This is a genomic window from Aliiglaciecola lipolytica E3, from assembly GCF_000314975.1.
In the GTDB taxonomy this organism is placed as follows: Bacteria; Pseudomonadota; Gammaproteobacteria; order Enterobacterales; family Alteromonadaceae; genus Aliiglaciecola; species Aliiglaciecola lipolytica.
On the sequence record NZ_BAEN01000049.1, the window covers coordinates 86309 to 105324 of the forward strand.

Consider the following 19016-nt stretch of genomic DNA (forward strand, 5'->3'; position numbering starts at 1 on the left):
AGGAAGATAACGTGGAAATTTCAAAAACAACAGGATTAGATTCCAGCTACTACCTTCAAGAAGATACTGTGCCAATTGATGACGGTAGTAACCAAAGATTAAGTCAGGAAGATTTTTTCGCGCTGTTAACTGAACAACTGGCAAATCAAGATCCTACTAAGCCTGTAGACAACGACCAGATGGTTTCGCAAATGACGAGCTTTAGTATCTCTGAAGGAATCGACGAGTTAAACGTTAAGTTTTCTGATTTCGCGTCAACAATGACGTCGAATCAGGCATTACAAGCTTCTAGTTTGATAGGTCAGGATGTATTGCTGCAGGGCAATGTCGGTTATCTAAGTGATACCAGCAATGGCATGTCTGGTGTCGTCATCACTGATCAAACTACACAAGATATGCAAATTACGATTGAGTCTGTCGCTGGAGAGTTGATTAAAACCATCGATGCAGGAACGCAATCTGCCGGTAATATTCAGTTTAGCTGGGACGGTAAAGATGCGAACGGCAACGATTTGCCTGCCGGCAATTATGTGGTTTATGCGCAAGGTATACAAAATGGCGAGTCGACTACCTTACCCACAGGCATTAATCGACATGTGGATAGCGTAAGTTTTGCAAGTAATAACCAAGGTGTCATTTTAAATTTAGATGGCGAAACAAGTATCAATTTGAATGAAGTCATTCAGATCGGTGGCTAATTAAACAAGTGGTAGCCCATAAGTTTAGGAGAGAATAAACGATGTCTTTTAATATAGCGCTAAGTGGTGTATCAGCCGCCCAAAGAGACCTTGACGTGACAGCAAATAACATTGCAAACGTTAACACGGTAGGTTTTAAGGAATCTCGGGCTGAATTCGGTGACGTGTATGCAGCGTCGTTATTGTCAGGCGGAAAAACCAAAGTAGGTGATGGTGTTTTAACTCAAGAAGTTGCTCAACAGTTTTCCCAGGGAAGTTTACAATTTACTAATACTGCGTTGGATTTGGCGATAACTGGTAATGGTTTCTTTGCTACGACACCAGAAATAACCTCACGTGATTTTTCTTTCACTCGAGCGGGACAATTTAAGCTTGATCAAGATAACTTCGTGGTTAACTCCAATGGCGACAACTTAATGGGATTTCCAGTCAACTCTGATGGAACATCCGCATCAGTTGCTTTGAGTACAACAGTACCAGTCAGAATTCCAGACTCGTCTGGTTCTCCACAAAGAACCACCGAAGTGTCGCCTCGTTTTAATTTACCTGCAGGCGATGATGCAAAAGACGTAACATTGTTTGATCCAAACGATCCTCTTACCTATAACGCGGCAACGTCGATTACGGTTTATGATTCATTAGGTGACAGTCATGTCATGACCTATTACTTTATGAAAGATTCCGCCGCAACTAATGAATGGGTTGTTGTAAATTATATTGATGACACACCGGTCAACACGGCTGGTGATACAGATAATGTTGCAGGTGCTGATCCTGCTAATATCGCCGGTGCTGTCTCGTTAGGTGCAAATGCAGTTTCTGGATTCAGAATGCAATTTAGTAGCGGTGGTGATTTTATCGGCATTCAAAATGGTGATGGAACTCAGGTTGCAACAGGTGATGTAACCACTGTTCAATTGGGAAATCCGCCTTTAACCAATGGCTCCGATGTTACCCAGTCAATCGTGACGAATTTTACATTAGATACTGCTAACGCAACGCCTGATGAACCTACTCAATTTGCGTCTTCTTTTGAAGTAACCTCATTGGAGCAAGATGGTTTACCGGTTGGTCGATTAACTGGTATAGATATTGGTCCAGATGGATTAGTAAGAGCGACTTTTTCTAACGGAACATCAGAGCCAGTGGTTCGTGTTGCTTTAGTGCGCTTTTCAAATGAGCAAGGCTTAACCCAACAAAGTAATACCCAATGGCAAGAAAGTATCTTGTCTGGTGAAGCTTTAGCAGGGGAGGCTACAACCGGAACATTTGGTGATATTAATTCATCTGCGCTTGAACAAGCTAATGTGAACTTAACAACAGAACTTATTGACTTGATTATTGCGCAACGGAACTTCCAAGCAAACTCTAGAGCGTTGGAAGTAAACAATCAGCTCAACCAAACCATTCTAAATATCCGTTAATAAAACGACATTAATAATGTTACCGCTCTCGCAGGAGAGCGGTATTTTTTTATTGTTTTTCAATCTCTTATCTGTTTTCTATTGGTGATGAAATCTTAACCTGATTAAATTCAGTTTTCTGTGTAGCGATGGCATCTTTATTGCAATCTTTTAGGTTACGTTAACCAGAGTCAATAAGTTGTCATGGATAAATTACTTTACATTGCAGCAAGTGGTGCCAAACAAGACCTGTTGGGCACGGCTGTACGCGCAAACAATTTAGCAAATGCACAAACGACCGGCTTCAAAGCAATGTTGGAAAACGCACGGGCAATGCCGGCCTACGGCGAAGGTTTGCCGACTCGGGTATTTTCAATGACTGAATCGCCTTCAAATAATTATGAAGGTGGAGCCATGATCCAAACTGATCGTGAACTAGATGCGGCAATTCAAGGGAATGGATGGTTCAGTGTATTGGATGCCCAAGGTAATGAAGCTTATACCCGCGCAGGCAGTTTGCAATTAGGCGCAGACGGTGGTCTTGAAGATGCACATGGAAACACCTTATTAGGAGATGCGGGCGGTATTTTTCTGCCGATTCCTTTATCCAATATTAACATTGCTAACGACGGCACTATTTCTGTTCGGCCACAAGGTGCGCCAGAAACCGTGTTAGAAGAAGTTGGTAGGTTAAAGCTAGTGAATCCTAACGTAGCCGACATGGAACGAGGCGATGACGGCTTGTTTAGACTGAAAAATGGCCAAGAAGCAGCCGAAGATATCAACGTCAGAATTCGAACCGGAATGTTAGAAGGCAGCAACGTTAACGCGATTGACGAAATGGTCAATATGATCAGCCTGCAGCGCCACTATGAAATGCAAGTCAAGATGATGAAAAAAGCCGATACCCTTGATATGCGTGGCAACCAATTACTGAGAATAATTTAGTACTAAAACATTAATTAGCGGAGGTGAAATATGCACCCAGCACTATGGATAAGTAAAACCGGACTTGATGCAGCACAAACAGATGTATCAGTTATTTCTAACAACCTGGCCAATGCCAGTACTGTAGGTTTTAAGAAAGATAGAGCCATTTTTGAAGACTTGCTTTATCAAAATATCAATCAACCCGGTGGTCGTTCATCGGCTGACACCGAACTACCTTCAGGTTTGATGCTTGGGGCTGGTAGTAAGGTAGTAGCTACACAAAAATCTCATACCCAAGGGAATATGCTAACTACTGAAAATGCGTTAGATATGTCAATTCAAGGGCGTGGTTTTTTTGAAATTTTACAACCGGATGGCACTATCGCATATACCCGTAATGGGCAGTTTACCCTCAATGATCAAGGCCAAATCGTAACACCGGGTGCGGGTTTTCTTTTGCAGCCAAATATTACGGTGCCTGAAGATGCACAGCAAATAACCATTTCTCAAGATGGAGAAGTATCCGCCACTTTACGCGGGCAGGCAGATCCGGCCGTTTTAGGTCAAATAAGTTTATCAGATTTTATCAATCCAACGGGGTTACAACCTATTGGACAAAACCTCTATGTTGAAACGGCTGTTAGTGGTGCGCCATTGCAAGGTGTGCCTGGACTAGAAGGGTTAGGATCAGTGATTCAAGGCGCGTTGGAAACCTCAAACGTTAACGTGACCGAAGAATTAGTGAATCTGATTGAAAGTCAGCGATTGTATGAAATGAACTCTAAAGTGATCTCATCCGTGGACCAAATGTTAGGTCAGGTAATTCAGCAACTATAATGGGCTTGAAAATGGCTAGATTTACAGTTTTTCTGAGCATAGTTTCAATTTTGGGGTTGAGCGGTTGTGTGTCTTCACCCACAGTTGGACCATCACCTAATGATCCCATGTATGCACCCGTAGTCCCCGAAATGCCAGAGCAAAAAATCGCGCAAGATGGTTCGATTTTTCAGGCAGATATGGCAAATAGTATTTATTCAGATGTTAAAGCTCGTCGAATTGGCGACATCATCACCGTAAATTTGCAAGAAAATACCAGTGCGACTAAATCCGCAGGCACAACCACTTCAAAAGAAACCGATGTGAATGTAAATCCAATTATTGGATTAGGTGGTCAGGCTGTTAATTTAGGCAACCAAAGCATTCAATTAGGAATAGGTGCCGACAATGAATTTACAGGTGATGCTCAGGCTAATCAAAGTAATAATTTAAGCGGTAATATTTCGGTCACAGTAATTCAAGTTCTACCTAACCAAAACTTGGTAGTGCGGGGTGAAAAGTGGCTAACGTTAAATAATGGTGATGAGTATATTCGTTTAACTGGAGTTGTCCGTCCAGCCGACATTAGCCCTGCGAATGAAATCGAATCGACCAAAATTGCTAACGCACGTATTCAATACAGCGGCACAGGCACATTTGCTAACGCCCAAAAACAAGGCTGGTTAAATCAGTTCTTTTCTTCTGAATGGTGGCCATTCTAATGAAAATTCTAAACCTCCGTGCTGCTCTTATTTATATGTTGATGCTGTCTTTGGTTAGCCCTCTGACTTATGCTCAGCGGATAAAGGATTTAGCTTCCATCCAAGGTGTAAGAAGTAACCAATTGGTGGGGTACGGGTTAGTTGTGGGGTTACCTGGAACCGGTGAACAAAGTCCGTTTACTGAACAAAGCTTCCGTACTATGTTAAGTAACTTCGGTATTAGCCTAGATTCTAGTGTAAAACCTAAAATTAAGAATGTGGCTGCAGTAGCAGTGCATGCAGAGTTACCTGCGTTTATGAAACCCGGTCAGACTATTGACGTCACTGTTTCTTCAGTGGGTGAAGCCGCAAGTTTACGTGGTGGTACTTTGTTGCAAACATTTCTTAAAGGTCTCGATGGTAATGTTTATGCAGTAGCGCAAGGCAGCCTGGTGGTCAGCGGATTTGGAGCAGAAGGTGCTGACGGCTCGAAAATTGTCTCAAATACACCGACGGTTGGCCGAATCGTTAATGGCGCTTTGATCGAACGCACGGTTCCTAGTGGCTTAATGCAGAACGATTTCTTGACGCTAAATTTAAATTATCCAGACTTTTCCACTGCTAAATCCTTAGCCGATACCATTAATAAGCGTTTAGGGGCAGATCCTGAAATGGGCTATACGATAGCCACACCAATAGATGCTGCTTCTGTAAGAGTGTCAGCACCAAGAGACGTTGGTCAAAGGGTAAGCTTTGTCGCAACGTTAGAAAACTTCACGTTTACCCCTGCTGATGCACCAGCGAAAGTTATTATAAATAGCCGAACTGGCACAATTGTAATTGGTAAAGATGTGCGATTGTTGCCGGCAGCCATTACTCACGGTGGATTAACTGTGACAATTTCAGAATATCAAACTGTGTCTCAACCAAACGCTTTGGGGCAAGGGCAAACTGCGGTGACTAACCAATCCATCGTCGATGTAAGTCTCGATGATAGCCGTATGTTTAAGTTTGATCCCGGCGTGAGTTTGGATGAACTGGTGCGTGCAGTAAACGAAGTAGGTGCTGCGCCAGGTGACTTAATGGCTATTTTAGAAGCATTGCAACAAGCAGGAGCTTTGCAAGGCGAGTTAATTGTAATTTAACGCTGGTGAATAGTTGAAATTAGCATGGAATTAAACAATCACATTAATCAACAACTTGAACTGTCACGCAATGTGCATGACGTGCAAGGTATTGATAAATTGCGCCAAGCGGCGCAACGTGGTGACAAACAAGCATTAGATGAGGCAGCAAAGCAGTTCGAGGCGATTTTTGTACAGATGATGCTTAAATCTATGCGTAAAGCCCAAGATGCATTAGCGGATGAAGACAGTCCGTTTAATTCTCAACAGGTGAAGTTTTATCGTGACATGCATGACCAGCAATTAGCTGTTGATCTATCTTCTCGCGGTGGAGTGGGGATAGCTGAATTGATAGTGCAACAGTTGAGCCCCGGTGAGAATGGGTTTATGCCTGCCAGCGCGATCAGAGAAAATGCCAATTTAGCTAACATGGTACGTCAGCCAAGCGTTGATTTCTCTGACCCAACAAATACCGCCGACTCGCAATCAAGCCAAGCGAACAATGCTACAAAACAAAGTGCTTTTGCGTCTCCTTCAGAGTTTATGCAAACTTTATTGCCTCATGCTCAGGAAATAGCGCAAAAAATAGGAATCGATCCCAGAGCGTTGCTGGCTCAGGCGGCAGTTGAGACCGGTTGGGGGAAATATATGATCCACACCGGAAGTGGTCAAAACACCCATAATTTATTTGGTATCAAAGCAGATAATCGTTGGCAAGGCGAGTCTACCGCGATCAATACAGTAGAATTTCAACAAGGCATCGCTAAGCAACAAAAAGCCCAATTTAGAAGCTACGATTCTTTTGCCGATGGTTTGCAAGACTACATTTCTTTTGTGACCGAAAATCCAAGGTATCAGCAAGCTCTAGAGAAAGTCAGCGACCCCAAAGCGTATTTTAACGCGCTGCAAGACGCCGGTTATGCTACTGACCCTCAATACGCTGACAAAATACTGTCAGTGTTAAATAGTGAGACATTTAAGTCTGCTTTATCGTTTGGAAACCATCATGTTGAATAATGAGGTATATCCACAGTGATTAAAGCGGCCGATCTTTATACCATAGCAACCAGTGGTGTGCGTGCGAGTAATCAGCTATTAGCAACCACGAGTAACAATATTGCAAACGTAAACTCGGAAGGGTATGTGCGTGAACGCACCACTTTCGATAGTCAGCTTGTTGGTGGTGTCGGACGTGGCGTCACTGAGCGAGTCATCAATACGTTTGCTCAAAATCAATTGCGCCGCGACACAACCCAAGTCGGCGAGTTCGAAACATATTTTCAACGCTCTTCAGTGCTAGACAATATATTCGCGAGTGAAGCCAATAGCTTATCTAGTAGCATGAGTCGTTTTTTCAGTTCTATGCAAACGGCCAGTGATGAGCCCACTAACATGGCTGCTAGACAATTAGTACTAGGTGAAGCCAACGCATTAGTAGGGCAAGTGAGTACGTTATCCAAATTCATGGACGACAAAGAAAAAGAATTAAACTATGAGCTAGATGCGACGATTAATGAGGCAAATAAATTAATTGAAACCATTGCGGAGCTAAACGCCAATATTCGGGTAGCGGAGGGAAATAACCTCTTTGATGAACCTGGGGTGCTGAAAAATGAGCGTGACAATGCAATTTTGAAGTTAGCCGAAATTATGTCGATTGAGACCAGAGACAATGGCAGAGATGATGGTTCAGTTATGGTGAATTTAACCTCTGGTGAATCGCTGGTGTTAGAGGATGGTTCTTTCAACCTGTTTCAATTAAGCGGTGATCCTGATCCTGATTATCGAAACTTGTATCTTGCAAGTACAGGCAAACCAACGACGTTAAGATTACCTGAACAAAATCTAGGTGGACAAATTGGTGGTTTATTCCGTTATCGCGATGAAGTTCTGGCAGAAGGGCAACGTGAACTTGGACAAATAGCCATAGCGCTTACAAGTGCCGTTAATCAACAAAACAGATTAGGCATGGACTTCGATCAGCAACTCGGCGGTAACATATTTTCAAATCCTGAATTTCAAGGATTAAACTATGCGGCCAACTCAGACTTATCACTCACCATGAATGGCAGAGTGGCTGAAGATGGTGCTAGTAATATTACAGCGGCTGATTATTTAGTCGAAATTACTGGCACTAATTCTGGTACACCAGATACCGTGGATATTACTGTCACGTTAGTCAATCCAGACGGTTCGTTTGTTACTGATGTTGATGGTAACGCTATTACACAGGCATACACTGGATTAGACGCAGAGAACAATACGTTTACAGAAGTCATTGGCGGTCTAGAATTAGAGTTCCCCAATGGTGATAGTTATGCCGTTGGAGATCAGTTTTTATTTCAGCCAACCAAAAGCACAGGGCAATCAATCGATGTCATTATGACTCGACCTGAGGATATTGCGTTGGCCTCGCCGTTTCGCGTAGATAGTAATTTAGATAACTTGGGAGATGCGAGATTAACTGATTCCAGTATGAGCAATACGTTTGTAGATGCAACTCTGACCGACCCAAGAGCATCCGCATTTGATGGTAATGGCGGTTTTGTCGCTGGAAGTCCAGCTAGAATTGTGTTTAACAGTGAAACCGAATTTGAAGTGTTCGATGAAGCCAATAATTCGTTGGTCGTTGTATCTAATATTTCAGATTATAATAATCTTATGCAGCAAGCTGCTAATGATGCTGGGTGGCCATTTAATGCCTTACCTGATTTTCCGGGGTACGATTTTAGCTTGCAAGGAACTCCCGTTGCTGGTGATGAGTTTACGATTGCTTATAATACCGACGGTGTTGATGACAATCGTAATGGGTTAGAATTAGCAGGGCTTCAAGATCAAGACATCATGCAGCAAAACAATAATGGAGGCGGCAATTTAGTGACGTTCCATGAATCTTACGCCAACATTGTAAGTTCTATTGGTGCAAAAACTGCGTCAGCAAATATTTCATTGCAAGCTGCAGAGGCGATGAAAACGCAATCAAGCGATTGGTTTCAATCTGTCTCAGGCGTGAATTTGGATGAAGAAGCAGCAAATTTAATACGGTTTCAACAATCCTATGCGGCATCAGCACGGATTTTGACAACCGCGAGAGAGTTGTTTGACACCATTTATAGTGTCACAAGGTAATTTGGACAATGACTAGAATATCCACTAATCAATTGTATGACAGAAGCATCAATTCAATTACCCAAAATCAGGGGACCTTGTCTGATGTGCAACAACAATTAGCATCAGGTAAAAAGTTGCTGCGTCCTTCAGACGATCCTGTCGGTGCAGCCCAAGTCGTCCGACTTACTGAAGATCTAGATAAAATTACCCAATACAAGCGCAATAATGATTTGCTGACCAATTCTTTACAGCAAGAAGAAGTGGTACTGAGCAACATTAACAGTGCGTTAGATAGAGCTAGACAGTTGATGATCCAGTCTGGAAATGGGGTTTATGACAAAACGGATTTAGAGGCTATTGGTATCGAAATTGGCGCTATCAGAGATGAAGTATTTGGCTTAATGAATACGCAAAACTCTAACGGCGAATATATTTTTGCGGGATTCCAGTCGCAAACCGAAGCTTTTAGCTATAACCCATCTGCCAGTGGCGAGAAATACACGTTTTCTGGTGACGACGGTGTGAAAAAGATTCAGGTGTCAGATGCGGTTAGTATACAAGCAAACAGTTCTGGAAAATCGGTGTTTGAAAATGTTCAGGCTAGATTGAATTTTACCGTGACGGGGCAAGTTGGGATTAGTTCTATCGAAACTAGAATCACTGAACAATCTGCGTTTGATAAGTTTCACAAAACTAATTATGACGCAGTGACACCTGCGAACAATCAATTTCAAGCAACAATTCTAGCCGGTAACCAAATCCAAATTGATAATGTGGGCAGTGGGAATACCGTTGCCACGGTTAATTTTACTTCAGGACAGCCATTTGTTTTTAATGGAATGGAGTTTGATGTTAGCGGCAGTGTAGGGGATACATTTGATTTTCAATTGGACAAGCCCGAAAAGAATAATATTGCAGAGACATTAAATAATTTTTATCTGGCACTTAATGATGGTGAATTAACAGATAAAGAACTCAACGAAGCTATTTCTGACGCATTAGTGGGAATCGACAACGGCTCAAAATCATTGGCGAATGCTACGTCCTCGTTAGGTGGCCGGTTAAATGTGGCCGAGTCGGTTTTAGAATCTAATTTAGACTTGGAAATTGCCAATAAATCAGCTCGTTCTAATATTGAAGATGTGGATTATGCTGAAGCAGTGTCTGAGCTAAGTAAACAAGAAACAGCCCTGCAAGCTGCCCAAGCGACCTTTTCAAGAGTAACCGGTCTTACTTTATTCGATTATATCTAAAGTTAAGGTAAAGCTATTCGTCCAGTTGGGCTAAATATATATGGCTTTGATTATCGATGTGACTGGAATAATAACTTACATACAACTGCCCATCGTGTTGTACCATCCCGGCGTAACTGCAATCACCGCCTGACGGCAAAACATCTATTAGTTGTAGCTTTTTAGTCTCTAGATTTAAGTTCCACAGCGCTGTTTTAAATCGTTTGTTGAGCCAAGCTCGCCCACACACAAATACATTTTTCTGGTCTTTGGCTAATATCACTGGCGCACCAATATACTCCCCAAGATCAAACCACCGCCACCGTCGATAAGGCGCTTTGGCATGGCCAATTTGTGCAGTGAAAGAGTCGGCATCCCTACGCACGACCGCGTATAGATCTCCATTTTGCATAAAACACAAATCGCTTTCATTTGGATAACCTAATCCGTGAGTCGCTAAACTCATTACGTTCGGATTAATGCATTCGAACGTGCGTAGAGGGTTGCCTGCGTATAAGTTCAATTGTTGCTGTGCTCGGTTGTATGCTAAACCATAAGCTTGTCCTTGTTGCCAACGAATTCGCCATACCCACCAGTTTTTTTCAGCAAACCAGTGTGAGCCTGACCAACTTAAACCGTCTAAAGAAAACCAACATAGTGAACGACTGTACCGCCATTTCCCGTGTTTAGAATAACATCGCGAATAGGCGGTCATTAATAATTTACCGTCAGGGGTTATCGTCAGTTTAGGATCGCGTAAATCACAATTGTGGATTTTGATTAGCGTCGTGTTAATTACCTTTCCGTAAAAATCACAGCTAATAATTCGAACACCGCCATCAATACCCATGTGATCGGTTGCTTCTCTGAAACTTATGAAAAGCTGGTCTTTGAACAGACACATATCTGTGAACGCATTATGTTTAGGTCGATTCCAAACCGACTTTGTCCAATTAATTTTCATTTTAAAAATTTTTTTAGCTAAAAAGCTATTGAATCTCAATTAATTACATTTTGCAAAGCGGTAATTTTTTGCCGATTTGAAAAAAAACGGCAAATTTTAGTTAAAGGGATTTTTCAATCCGTCGATACCCTATTCGAGAGAGCCAGTAACACCAATTTATTTTTTGAATAAATTGATGTTCTTGAATGTGTTTTTTAACCGCCGAGTTTTTCGGTTGCCAGCGAAACGCTGGACTGAGAGTGTAGGAGATATCCCATGGGATTATTCGTCAATACCAACGTTTCGTCTTTAAATGCGCAACGTCAATTATTTGATTCATCAAACCGATTAGGCACGTCTTTTGAGCGTTTGTCTTCAGGTTTCCGTATAAACCGTGCAGCGGATGATGCTGCTGGTTTGCAAATCACAGACCGTTTGACCACTCAGGTCCAAGGTCTTAACCAAGCCGTTAGAAATGCCAACGACGCAATTTCATTAGCGCAAACTGCTGAAGGCGCGTTAGGTGAGGTAACTAACTCACTTCAACGTATTCGTACTTTGGCTGTTCAGTCTCAAAACGGTATTAACACTTCAGCTGACCGCTTAGCGCTTCAAAAAGAAGTTTCAGCATTAAAAACTGAGATTTCGCGTATCGCTACAGATTCTCAGTTTGCCGGTGTTGATATTCTAACTGGTGGCTTCTCTGCCGCATTCCTTGTGGGTGCGAATGGTGGACAGACTATATCTATTAACTTGTCTCGTACGGGTGGATATGGTGCCTCTGGTTTAAGCCTTAGTGACACGTCTGTGGCATCTATTGCAGAATCTTCTGCTGCCCTTACCGCAATTACTGCTGCAATTTCAACTGTAGGAGCTGTGCGTGCCGATTTAGGTGCGTTACAAAACCGTTTCCAATCAACTATCAGAAACCTAAGTAATATTTCTGAGAATGTTGCCGGCGCTCGTTCACGAATTCGTGATACGGATTTCGCCACAGAAACGGCTGAATTGACACGTAATCAGATTATCCAACAGGCAAGTTTAACTGTATTGTCTCAGGCTAATCAGCGTCCACAATCAGCGCTTCAGCTTCTAGGTTAATAGAATACGATTGGGAAATTAAAGCCAGGGGGTAGTGATTCTGTTTTTAATGGCCCGAAACGTAGTGAGTGCGCTCTTTCTCTCCTAACGTGAGAGCGCTTAGCCGGCTTTTTAAGTCGGCTTTTTTCTCAACTTAACCATTTGATATTTATAGGAAATAATATTTAGCGTTAAAATTTGCTAAAGGATTTTTCGATCCTGTTCGATAAAGATTGCAAGAGCGATGTACAAACTAAAAAAATAATAAGTACACGCCTAAATAAGTGACGTAACAAAACTAATAATAGCGCACTTAGAATCACCGCAAAGACCACTAATAATAAAAATAGGTTTGGCGGCTTGCATAAATCGTTAGGAGAAAAAAATGTCTTTATTCGTCAACACTAATGTGTCGTCGTTGAATGCAACTCGTCAGCTATTCACGTCGAACAATAATCTAAGTACCGCGTTTGAACGCTTGTCATCCGGTTTTCGCATCAACAATGCGAAAGACGATGCTGCTGGTCTGCAAATATCCAATCGACTTACCACGCAAATTCTTGGCCTTAATATGGCGGTAAGAAATGCAAATGATGGTATTTCACTTGCGCAAACTGCAGAAGGCGCATTGGCCGAAACAACTTCTGCCTTGCAACGTATTCGTGTACTGGCAGTACAATCTCAAAATGGTATTAATGGATCCGCTGATCGATTAGCACTGCAAAAAGAAGTGTCTGCTTTAAAACAAGAAATAAGTCGTATTGCCGCAACGTCGCAATTCGGAGGCGTAAATATTTTAGGTGGAAGTTATTCATCTGCATTCTTGGTTGGTGCCAATCCAGGTCAAACTATCAGCGTTAATATCTCAAGACCAGGTGGTTATGGGACGTCTGGCTTATTTGGTGACCAGAGTATTGCTGCAAATTTAATTTCAGTCGCAACTGAAGCTGATGCTTCTCGAGCAATGACAGCGGTACTTGGAGCGATTTCTATTATAGATGCTAAGCGTGCCGACTTGGGGGCGATTCAAAACCGATTCCAGTCCACAATTCGTAATCTAAGTAATATTTCGGAAAATGTTGCTGCTGCTAGATCGCGTATTCGTGATACGGACTTTGCTGTAGAAACCGCTGAATTAACACGCTGGCAGATTATACAGCAAGCTAGTATCACAGTGTTAGGGCAAGCAAATCAACGTCCTCAAGCTGCATTGCAATTGCTGCAATAACGGAGCATAAATCATGAAATATGATGCTGAGCAAGCAACAGGGGCAGGCTGCAACATTGAAGAATGATTAAAAATTGAAGAAAAGAAAACGGTCGGATTGCAAAATGTGGGGGCAGGCTGCAACCGACCGAAGAAGGAAAGTTTTACTATAACAACTAGTTAACTCACGCTGTACATAAGCGGGTGAACTCTCATTCCATTGCAAAGCTAGACGCTTTTTTAATGGGCAGTCGACTGGCAGAAAAGACGCCAGGAGGTAGTGAGAGGTATTGAGGTATAGGCCATCAATTCCACCCGTCGACCTGAGCTTTCGCTCTCGCTTTTTGTACAGCTTTGTCAAACGTAATTGCTTGGCAAAACTGTCAGTCAGATTAATGACTGACATTAGAACTTAAGCATCATGTGTGCCAAAGTTTTAATCACCTGAGTTATCTACTGTTCTATGTCGTAAAACTACTATTAAACAATAGGTTAAATATAGCGTAGGAGTGTGGGTAATGAGCTTATTTGTAAATACAAATATTTCATCTATTAATGCCAAGCGGCAATTGATTACCACTAATAATGATCTTAGTACCGCATTTGAGCGTCTTTCATCCGGTTTCAGAATTAATGGGGCTGATGATGATGCTGCTGGATTGCAAATTTCCAATCGCTTAACCACCCAGATTATGGGCTTAGATATGGCGGTTCGAAATGCGAATGATGGAATCTCATTAGCGCAAACGGCCGATGGGGCACTCGCTGAAACCACAGTAGCCTTGCAACGAATTCGAGTTTTAGCAGTACAGTCGCAAAATGGTATTAATAACTCCGCAGACCGGTTAGCGCTTCAAAAAGAAGTGTCGGCGTTGAAAACTGAAATCAGTAGAATTGCCAGTTATAGCCAGTTCGGTGGAGTGAATATACTGGATGGCATTTATTCCTCGAAGTTTTTAGTGGGTGCAAATGCCGGACAAACTATCAGTGTAAATATTTCTCGTTCTGGTGGATTCGGTACTTCTGGTTTATTTGGAGGGTACAACCTTTCGGTTATTACAGAAGCACAAGCATCAAGTGCACTAACTCGCATTATTGAGGCAATATCAATAGTGGACGCAAAACGCGCAGATTTGGGAGCCATTCAAAACCGTTTCCAATCCACTATTCGTAATTTAAGTAATATCTCTGAAAATGTCTCAGCGGCAAGATCACGTATTCGAGATACAGACTTTGCCACCGAAACGGCAAGTCTTACCCGTTCCCAAATATTGCAGCAAGCAAATTTAACCGTTTTGTCCCAGGCGAACCAACGCCCGCAGGCAGCACTGCAATTGCTTGGAGGTTAGAGTGGATAAAGTATTTCTGAGGGTAGGAAATGAGAGGCCAACCCTAAGACGCTAAGGGATAGCGTCTAGTAAAACCCAGGGATGGCGGTGGTTACGGCACCACCTAAATAAAAAGCCGACTAACAGGACTGAGAGTGTAGAAGTTTGGTTGAGAGGCCAGTATTCATTCTCTAACCCTGCCAGCCGGACAGAAACAGTATTTGCTCGTACTCCTAACGTGAGCAAGTTGGCCAGGTCATTTGATCTGGCCTTTTTTTATTCTTGTATGCCAGAATCTTGGCTTTGCTTGTTCGCTGCACGCTTTCGTAAAATTATTAGCAAACGCTGTGCCAATTAAATGTACTTCCTAAAAGTAGCTAGTAGACAGCATTCCTTAAACGCTGTTCATGTATTTTTAAGATATCTGAAAATGTCCCTTAAACATCATTATTTTTTTAAATTAATTTTAGGTATTTTTGCATTAATTTAAAAATTCCTTATTTATCAACAAGATAAAATTCGCAAAAAAAATGCAAAAAAAACTAAAGAATATCAAGTTGGGGTCGATAACCTTAGTTGAGGGGAATTCTAAGTAAAGAATTTTTAATTTGAAAATAGGTAGAGGTGCCGATTTTCAAAAAAAGTGAGGTGGCTAGAAAGATTCATTTCTTAATAGTCAAAATTGAGGCGAATTACCTTATCAGTTAATAGGTAGTTCTCAGGAGGTAAATATGGGTTTATTTGTAAATACCAACGTTTCGTCTTTGAATGCTCAACGTCAGTTGTTTGATTCAGGGCAAGCGCTAAGCACATCTTTCGAAAGATTATCGTCTGGATTTCGTATCAACCGAGCTGCAGATGATGCGGCTGGTCTACAAATCTCAGATCGTTTAACCACTCAGGTACAAGGCTTGAATCAAGCTGTACGTAATGCAAACGATGCAATTTCTTTAGCGCAGACGGCTGAAGGTGCATTAGGTGAGGTAACCAACTCGTTGCAACGTATTCGTACGCTGGCAGTACAATCTCAAAATGGTATTAATACTTCAGCTGACCGTTTGGCTCTGCAAAAAGAAGTGTCTGCATTGAAAACGGAAATTTCACGTATCTCAACAGATTCGCAGTTTGCTGGTGTAGATATTCTAACCGGTTCATTTTCTGCTGCATTCCTAGTAGGTGCAAATGGCGGACAAACTATTTCTGTTAACTTATCTCGTTCAGGCGGATATGGTTCATCAGGACTAAGTATCGGTTCGTTGACAGTAGCAACCACTGCTGGAGCATCTGCAGCACTAACATCGATTGATAATGCAATTTCAACGGTGGGTGGTGTGAGAGCTGATTTGGGTGCGCTACAAAACCGTTTCCAATCTACTATTAGAAACTTGAGCAACATTTCAGAAAACATCGCAGGTGCACGTTCACGAATTCGTGATACGGACTTTGCTACTGAAACTGCAGAACTAACCCGTAATCAGATCGTCCAACAGGCATCTTTGTCTGTACTTAGCCAGGCAAACCAACGACCTCAGTCGGCGTTGTCTTTGCTAGGATAATTTGATTAACTTTTACGGTTAGTCTAACAATGATAATGCCACTATACTTTGATAGTTAGTGGCAAATTGCTTTTAAGTGGAGGTGGAAGATGGATGTCAATTTTTCACAGTATGGCCAGAATTTTGCACAGCAAGAAGCTGTCGCGCCGGTTTCTGTAAATGTTACTGAACAGAGCTTGCTCAAAAGTGAACAAAAAGTCGCTACAGAACAGCTCCAAAACGGTCAAGAAAAAGAAAGGCAAGCCGATAACAATGCATCAAACAATGAAAGTTCATTGAACATTGAGAGTGCGGTTAGCGAAATCAGTGATTTTCTACAGGCAACTAATCGTCAATTGTCGTTTTCTGTTGATGAAAAAAGTGAACGACAAGTAGTGAAAGTAACAGATTCGGAATCAGGAGAAGTGATCCGTCAGATTCCATCTGAAGAAGTGTTGGCTTTGTCTGAGAGAATTAAAGAACTCCAATCTGACGTTGGAAGCGCAGTGGGAGTATTGTTAAACAAACAAGCTTAATTTTTATTAAAGAGGTTCGTCATGACAATCCAATCATTGGGTGTCGGTTCAGGGTTGGCGTTAGATGATTTAGTAACTCAGCTAATCGCTGCTGAAAGAGCGCCTAAACAAACTCGTTTAGATGAAAAAGAAGAAACTTTAGATTCGCAGATTTCGGGTTTAGGTAAACTCAAATCTAAAATGAGTGATTTCCTCGACACTGTAGATGAGCTAAGAAGCGACAACAATCTACAGGGACGTGAGCCTACTATCACTAATCCTGATGAGAGTAACGAACCCTTTACCGCCGAAGCGGCACATAGTGCTGTTAAAGGTGAATACCAAATCGCGGTAACACAACTTGCAAGTGGCAGTCGTTTAGAAACAGCCAATGCGGTTGATGGCGGCTTTTCGAGTAAAACTGACTCTGTGCTATCTTCAGGTAGTGGCAGTTTGACGTTTAAAATTGATAGCACTGGTGACAGCTTTAATATCAACGTTACAGCAGGCCAAACACTTCAACAATTAGCTAATGCGATTAACAGTTCAGATAATAATTTTGGGATTAATGCGAGCATTATTGACACCGGAACCGTAAATGGCGGTGCTAAACTGGTGTTTAGCTCCACAACCACTGGCGAAGGTAATGATCTGGTAATTGTTAATAATAACGATTTGGCAGATCTTGACCGTGTAGCGACGACCGATTCCACCGAATCTTCAACTTATCTCACTCCTGTGGTAAATGCACAAAACGCTAAAGCCACTATTGATGGAATAGAAGTTGAATCAACCACCAATGAATTTGAAAACACGATTTCCAGTGTATCCTTCGAAGCGTCTTCTGTTTCTTCAAAAGACTCATTAGGAGACTTTCAAACTTCCACGCTTAAAATTGGTTATGACACTGAAGGTTTAGATAAAAAAATTCGTGACTTTGTCGATAACTTCAATGCGCTAGCAAAAGAAATTGATACTTTAACTAAATACGGTACATCTGAGCTAGAAGATGACGGTTCGCTGGCTGGTGACTTTATGGCGCGAAGCATTACCTCTGGGTTGTCCAGTATTATCGGCTCTAGTGTTGAATCCTCTGCACTTGGTGGCTTGTTTGCGATTGGTGTTGAGCTTAACTCAGATGGCGAATTAGAAATAAGTTCAAACGATGAATTTGGTATTGGTAGTGGTGAGGAACGCTTAAAAGCGTCGCTTGAAGACAACTTTGATGATATAGCTGCTTTATTCACTGATGAAGAAAATGGTATCGCATCAAGACTTTATGACTACACCAAAGAATACACAACATTCAGTGGTTTATTGTCTACTCGTGAGCGCTCGATTAAAGACGAAAAAGATCAATTAGCCTCTGATAGGGAGCAGTTCGAACTTAGAATGTTAAGCTTTGAACAAATATTACGAGATAAATATTTAAACCTTGACCAAACTGTTGCCAAATTAAATCAAACTGGCAGCGCGTTATTAGCATCACTAGGTCAGGCTTAAGGAGTAGTAAATTATGGCACTTAAAGGCATCAATGCGTATAAGAAAGGCAATTTGAAACAAGATGTGGCTTCTGCCGATCCACATAAAATTACGCTAATGTTGATGCAAGGAGCACTAGACAGAATGGCCTATGGAAAGGGCTGTATTGAACGTCGCGATTTCGAAGGTAAATCAGATCATTTATCTAGAGTATCAGCAATTTTGATGAACTTACGCGACACGTTAGATTTAGATATTGGCAGCGAAGTAAGTCAAAACTTGTTCAATTTATATGACTATATGATTCAACGAGTTACGGACGCCAATATTCAGAATGACTTGAACATCATGGATGAAGTGATTAACCTGTTGCTACCAATTAAAACTGCCTGGGCGAGTATTCCCGAAGATGCAAAACAACAAGCTTACGAAGCTCAAAGGCAAAAACGTACTGCGGTCGTGTGAATAAATTAACTCTGAACCATGAATACACTCCCGATAAACTCTCAGAGATAAATCAACAATTGAAGTCGGTGTTAAGTGCCGACTCTGTTGATGACGCTCAATTAAAATCCCTTATCGACCAACGGGATATTATCGTTTCTGAACACCTACAATCGCTAGATGCTGATGCTGAAAAACGATTTGCTGAGTCAGAGCTTAAAGTGAATGAATTGCTTACCCGCGAGCTAAAAAATCAACTTAAGGACTCGTTGAATCAATTGAGTGGGTTGATCCGGGGACAAAAGAAAGTGGATAAATACAAATAAAAGTCCAACGTTTACTCCCTTATCGGCCAATCAAGATTTTTCACTTCAAGACTTAATAGTTTTTTTATTTTCACCTTAATATGCAATATATTTGACAGAAATTAACTTTTATTCAAATAGTTAAGCTGTACGGAAAAAAG

The 19016-nt window shown here is 41.7% G+C and carries 18 protein-coding genes; 17 read left to right on the forward strand and 1 reads right to left on the reverse strand.

Translation table 11 applies throughout. The annotated features are described in order from the left end of the window. Positions 1 to 11: 11 nt before the first annotated feature. The 9 genes from GLIP_RS12390 to flgL all read left to right on the forward strand — a co-directional run bounded on the left by GLIP_RS12390 (position 12) and on the right by flgL (position 10036). Entirely contained in the window at positions 12 to 698 is a 687-nt protein-coding gene (locus GLIP_RS12390; RefSeq protein WP_008844981.1) for a flagellar hook assembly protein FlgD, read from the forward strand. Between the two features lie 41 nt (positions 699 to 739). Continuing rightward, positions 740 to 2122 (forward strand): flagellar hook protein FlgE, encoded by a 1383-nt coding sequence (flgE, locus tag GLIP_RS12395; RefSeq protein ID WP_008844982.1) that lies wholly within the window; start codon positions 740 to 742, stop codon positions 2120 to 2122. Positions 2123 to 2305: 183 nt separating this feature from the next. Continuing rightward, complete coding sequence (locus GLIP_RS12400) at positions 2306 to 3049, forward strand: flagellar basal body rod protein FlgF (protein ID WP_008844983.1); 744 nt, start codon at positions 2306 to 2308, stop codon at positions 3047 to 3049. 30 nt (positions 3050 to 3079) lie between these two features. Further along, positions 3080 to 3868: a flagellar basal-body rod protein FlgG gene (flgG, locus tag GLIP_RS12405; protein WP_008844984.1), complete on the forward strand. Its 789-nt coding sequence runs from the start codon at positions 3080 to 3082 to the stop codon at positions 3866 to 3868. Further along, a complete protein-coding gene (gene flgH / locus GLIP_RS12410; protein WP_008844985.1) occupies positions 3868 to 4569 on the forward strand; it encodes a flagellar basal body L-ring protein FlgH in 702 nt (233 codons plus the stop codon). The genes flgG and flgH overlap by 1 nt, the downstream gene beginning before the upstream one ends. Positions 4570 to 4604: 35 nt before the next feature. Further along, on the forward strand, positions 4605 to 5693 hold the full coding sequence (locus GLIP_RS12415) for a flagellar basal body P-ring protein FlgI (RefSeq protein WP_226992225.1): 1089 nt from the start codon (positions 4605 to 4607) through the stop codon (positions 5691 to 5693). A 24-nt stretch (positions 5694 to 5717) separates the two neighbouring features. After that, complete coding sequence (gene flgJ / locus GLIP_RS12420; protein WP_008844987.1) at positions 5718 to 6689, forward strand: flagellar assembly peptidoglycan hydrolase FlgJ; 972 nt, start codon at positions 5718 to 5720, stop codon at positions 6687 to 6689. A 15-nt stretch (positions 6690 to 6704) separates the two neighbouring features. Further along, a complete protein-coding gene (gene flgK / locus GLIP_RS12425; protein WP_008844988.1) occupies positions 6705 to 8801 on the forward strand; it encodes a flagellar hook-associated protein FlgK in 2097 nt (698 codons plus the stop codon). 8 nt (positions 8802 to 8809) lie between these two features. Continuing rightward, a complete protein-coding gene (gene flgL, locus GLIP_RS12430; protein ID WP_008844989.1) occupies positions 8810 to 10036 on the forward strand; it encodes a flagellar hook-associated protein FlgL in 1227 nt (408 codons plus the stop codon). A 13-nt stretch (positions 10037 to 10049) separates the two neighbouring features. Here flgL and GLIP_RS12435 read toward each other — a convergent pair whose 3' ends face one another. After that, positions 10050 to 10979 carry a hypothetical protein gene (locus GLIP_RS12435; RefSeq protein ID WP_040522863.1) on the reverse strand — a complete coding sequence of 310 codons (930 nt, stop codon included), beginning with the start codon at positions 10977 to 10979 and terminating at the stop codon, positions 10050 to 10052. A 255-nt stretch (positions 10980 to 11234) separates the two neighbouring features. Here GLIP_RS12435 and GLIP_RS12440 point away from each other — a divergent pair, with 255 nt between their 5' ends. From GLIP_RS12440 to GLIP_RS12475, 8 genes are all read left to right on the forward strand, one after another. After that, positions 11235 to 12059, forward strand: a complete 825-nt coding sequence (locus GLIP_RS12440) for a flagellin N-terminal helical domain-containing protein (RefSeq protein WP_008844991.1) — start codon at positions 11235 to 11237, stop codon at positions 12057 to 12059. Between the two features lie 364 nt (positions 12060 to 12423). Further along, positions 12424 to 13266, forward strand: a complete 843-nt coding sequence (locus GLIP_RS12445; RefSeq protein ID WP_008844992.1) for a flagellin N-terminal helical domain-containing protein — start codon at positions 12424 to 12426, stop codon at positions 13264 to 13266. Positions 13267 to 13763: 497 nt separating this feature from the next. Continuing rightward, entirely contained in the window at positions 13764 to 14594 is an 831-nt protein-coding gene (locus GLIP_RS12450; protein ID WP_008844993.1) for a flagellin N-terminal helical domain-containing protein, read from the forward strand. A 710-nt stretch (positions 14595 to 15304) separates the two neighbouring features. After that, positions 15305 to 16129 carry a flagellin N-terminal helical domain-containing protein gene (locus tag GLIP_RS12455; RefSeq protein ID WP_008844994.1) on the forward strand — a complete coding sequence of 275 codons (825 nt, stop codon included), beginning with the start codon at positions 15305 to 15307 and terminating at the stop codon, positions 16127 to 16129. Positions 16130 to 16218: 89 nt separating this feature from the next. Next, positions 16219 to 16644 carry a flagellar protein FlaG gene (locus GLIP_RS12460; protein WP_008844995.1) on the forward strand — a complete coding sequence of 142 codons (426 nt, stop codon included), beginning with the start codon at positions 16219 to 16221 and terminating at the stop codon, positions 16642 to 16644. A gap of 21 nt (positions 16645 to 16665) precedes the next feature. Then, entirely contained in the window at positions 16666 to 18126 is a 1461-nt protein-coding gene (fliD, locus tag GLIP_RS12465; protein WP_008844996.1) for a flagellar filament capping protein FliD, read from the forward strand. A 13-nt stretch (positions 18127 to 18139) separates the two neighbouring features. Next, positions 18140 to 18571: a flagellar export chaperone FliS gene (gene fliS, locus GLIP_RS12470; RefSeq protein ID WP_008844997.1), complete on the forward strand. Its 432-nt coding sequence runs from the start codon at positions 18140 to 18142 to the stop codon at positions 18569 to 18571. Continuing rightward, a complete protein-coding gene (locus GLIP_RS12475) occupies positions 18568 to 18876 on the forward strand; it encodes a hypothetical protein (RefSeq protein WP_008844998.1) in 309 nt (102 codons plus the stop codon). The genes fliS and GLIP_RS12475 overlap by 4 nt, the downstream gene beginning before the upstream one ends. The last annotated feature ends 140 nt before the right edge of the window (positions 18877 to 19016 follow it).

What these genes read in the sequence shown, in the direction of transcription:
- flgE (WP_008844982.1), top strand. Translation starts at nt 740, where the DNA reads ATGTCTTTTAATATAGCGCTAAGTGGTGTATCAGCCGCCCAAAGAGAC.
- GLIP_RS12400 (WP_008844983.1), top strand. Translation starts at nt 2,306, where the DNA reads ATGGATAAATTACTTTACATTGCAGCAAGTGGTGCCAAACAAGACCTG.
- flgG (WP_008844984.1), top strand. Translation starts at nt 3,080, where the DNA reads ATGCACCCAGCACTATGGATAAGTAAAACCGGACTTGATGCAGCACAA.
- flgH (WP_008844985.1), top strand. Translation starts at nt 3,868, where the DNA reads ATGGGCTTGAAAATGGCTAGATTTACAGTTTTTCTGAGCATAGTTTCA.
- GLIP_RS12415 (WP_226992225.1), top strand. Translation starts at nt 4,605, where the DNA reads ATGTTGATGCTGTCTTTGGTTAGCCCTCTGACTTATGCTCAGCGGATA.
- flgJ (WP_008844987.1), top strand. Translation starts at nt 5,718, where the DNA reads ATGGAATTAAACAATCACATTAATCAACAACTTGAACTGTCACGCAAT.
- flgL (WP_008844989.1), top strand. Translation starts at nt 8,810, where the DNA reads ATGACTAGAATATCCACTAATCAATTGTATGACAGAAGCATCAATTCA.
- GLIP_RS12435 (WP_040522863.1), bottom strand. Translation starts at nt 10,979, where the DNA reads ATGAAAATTAATTGGACAAAGTCGGTTTGGAATCGACCTAAACATAAT.
- GLIP_RS12440 (WP_008844991.1), top strand. Translation starts at nt 11,235, where the DNA reads ATGGGATTATTCGTCAATACCAACGTTTCGTCTTTAAATGCGCAACGT.
- GLIP_RS12445 (WP_008844992.1), top strand. Translation starts at nt 12,424, where the DNA reads ATGTCTTTATTCGTCAACACTAATGTGTCGTCGTTGAATGCAACTCGT.
- GLIP_RS12450 (WP_008844993.1), top strand. Translation starts at nt 13,764, where the DNA reads ATGAGCTTATTTGTAAATACAAATATTTCATCTATTAATGCCAAGCGG.
- GLIP_RS12455 (WP_008844994.1), top strand. Translation starts at nt 15,305, where the DNA reads ATGGGTTTATTTGTAAATACCAACGTTTCGTCTTTGAATGCTCAACGT.
- GLIP_RS12460 (WP_008844995.1), top strand. Translation starts at nt 16,219, where the DNA reads ATGGATGTCAATTTTTCACAGTATGGCCAGAATTTTGCACAGCAAGAA.
- fliD (WP_008844996.1), top strand. Translation starts at nt 16,666, where the DNA reads ATGACAATCCAATCATTGGGTGTCGGTTCAGGGTTGGCGTTAGATGAT.
- fliS (WP_008844997.1), top strand. Translation starts at nt 18,140, where the DNA reads ATGGCACTTAAAGGCATCAATGCGTATAAGAAAGGCAATTTGAAACAA.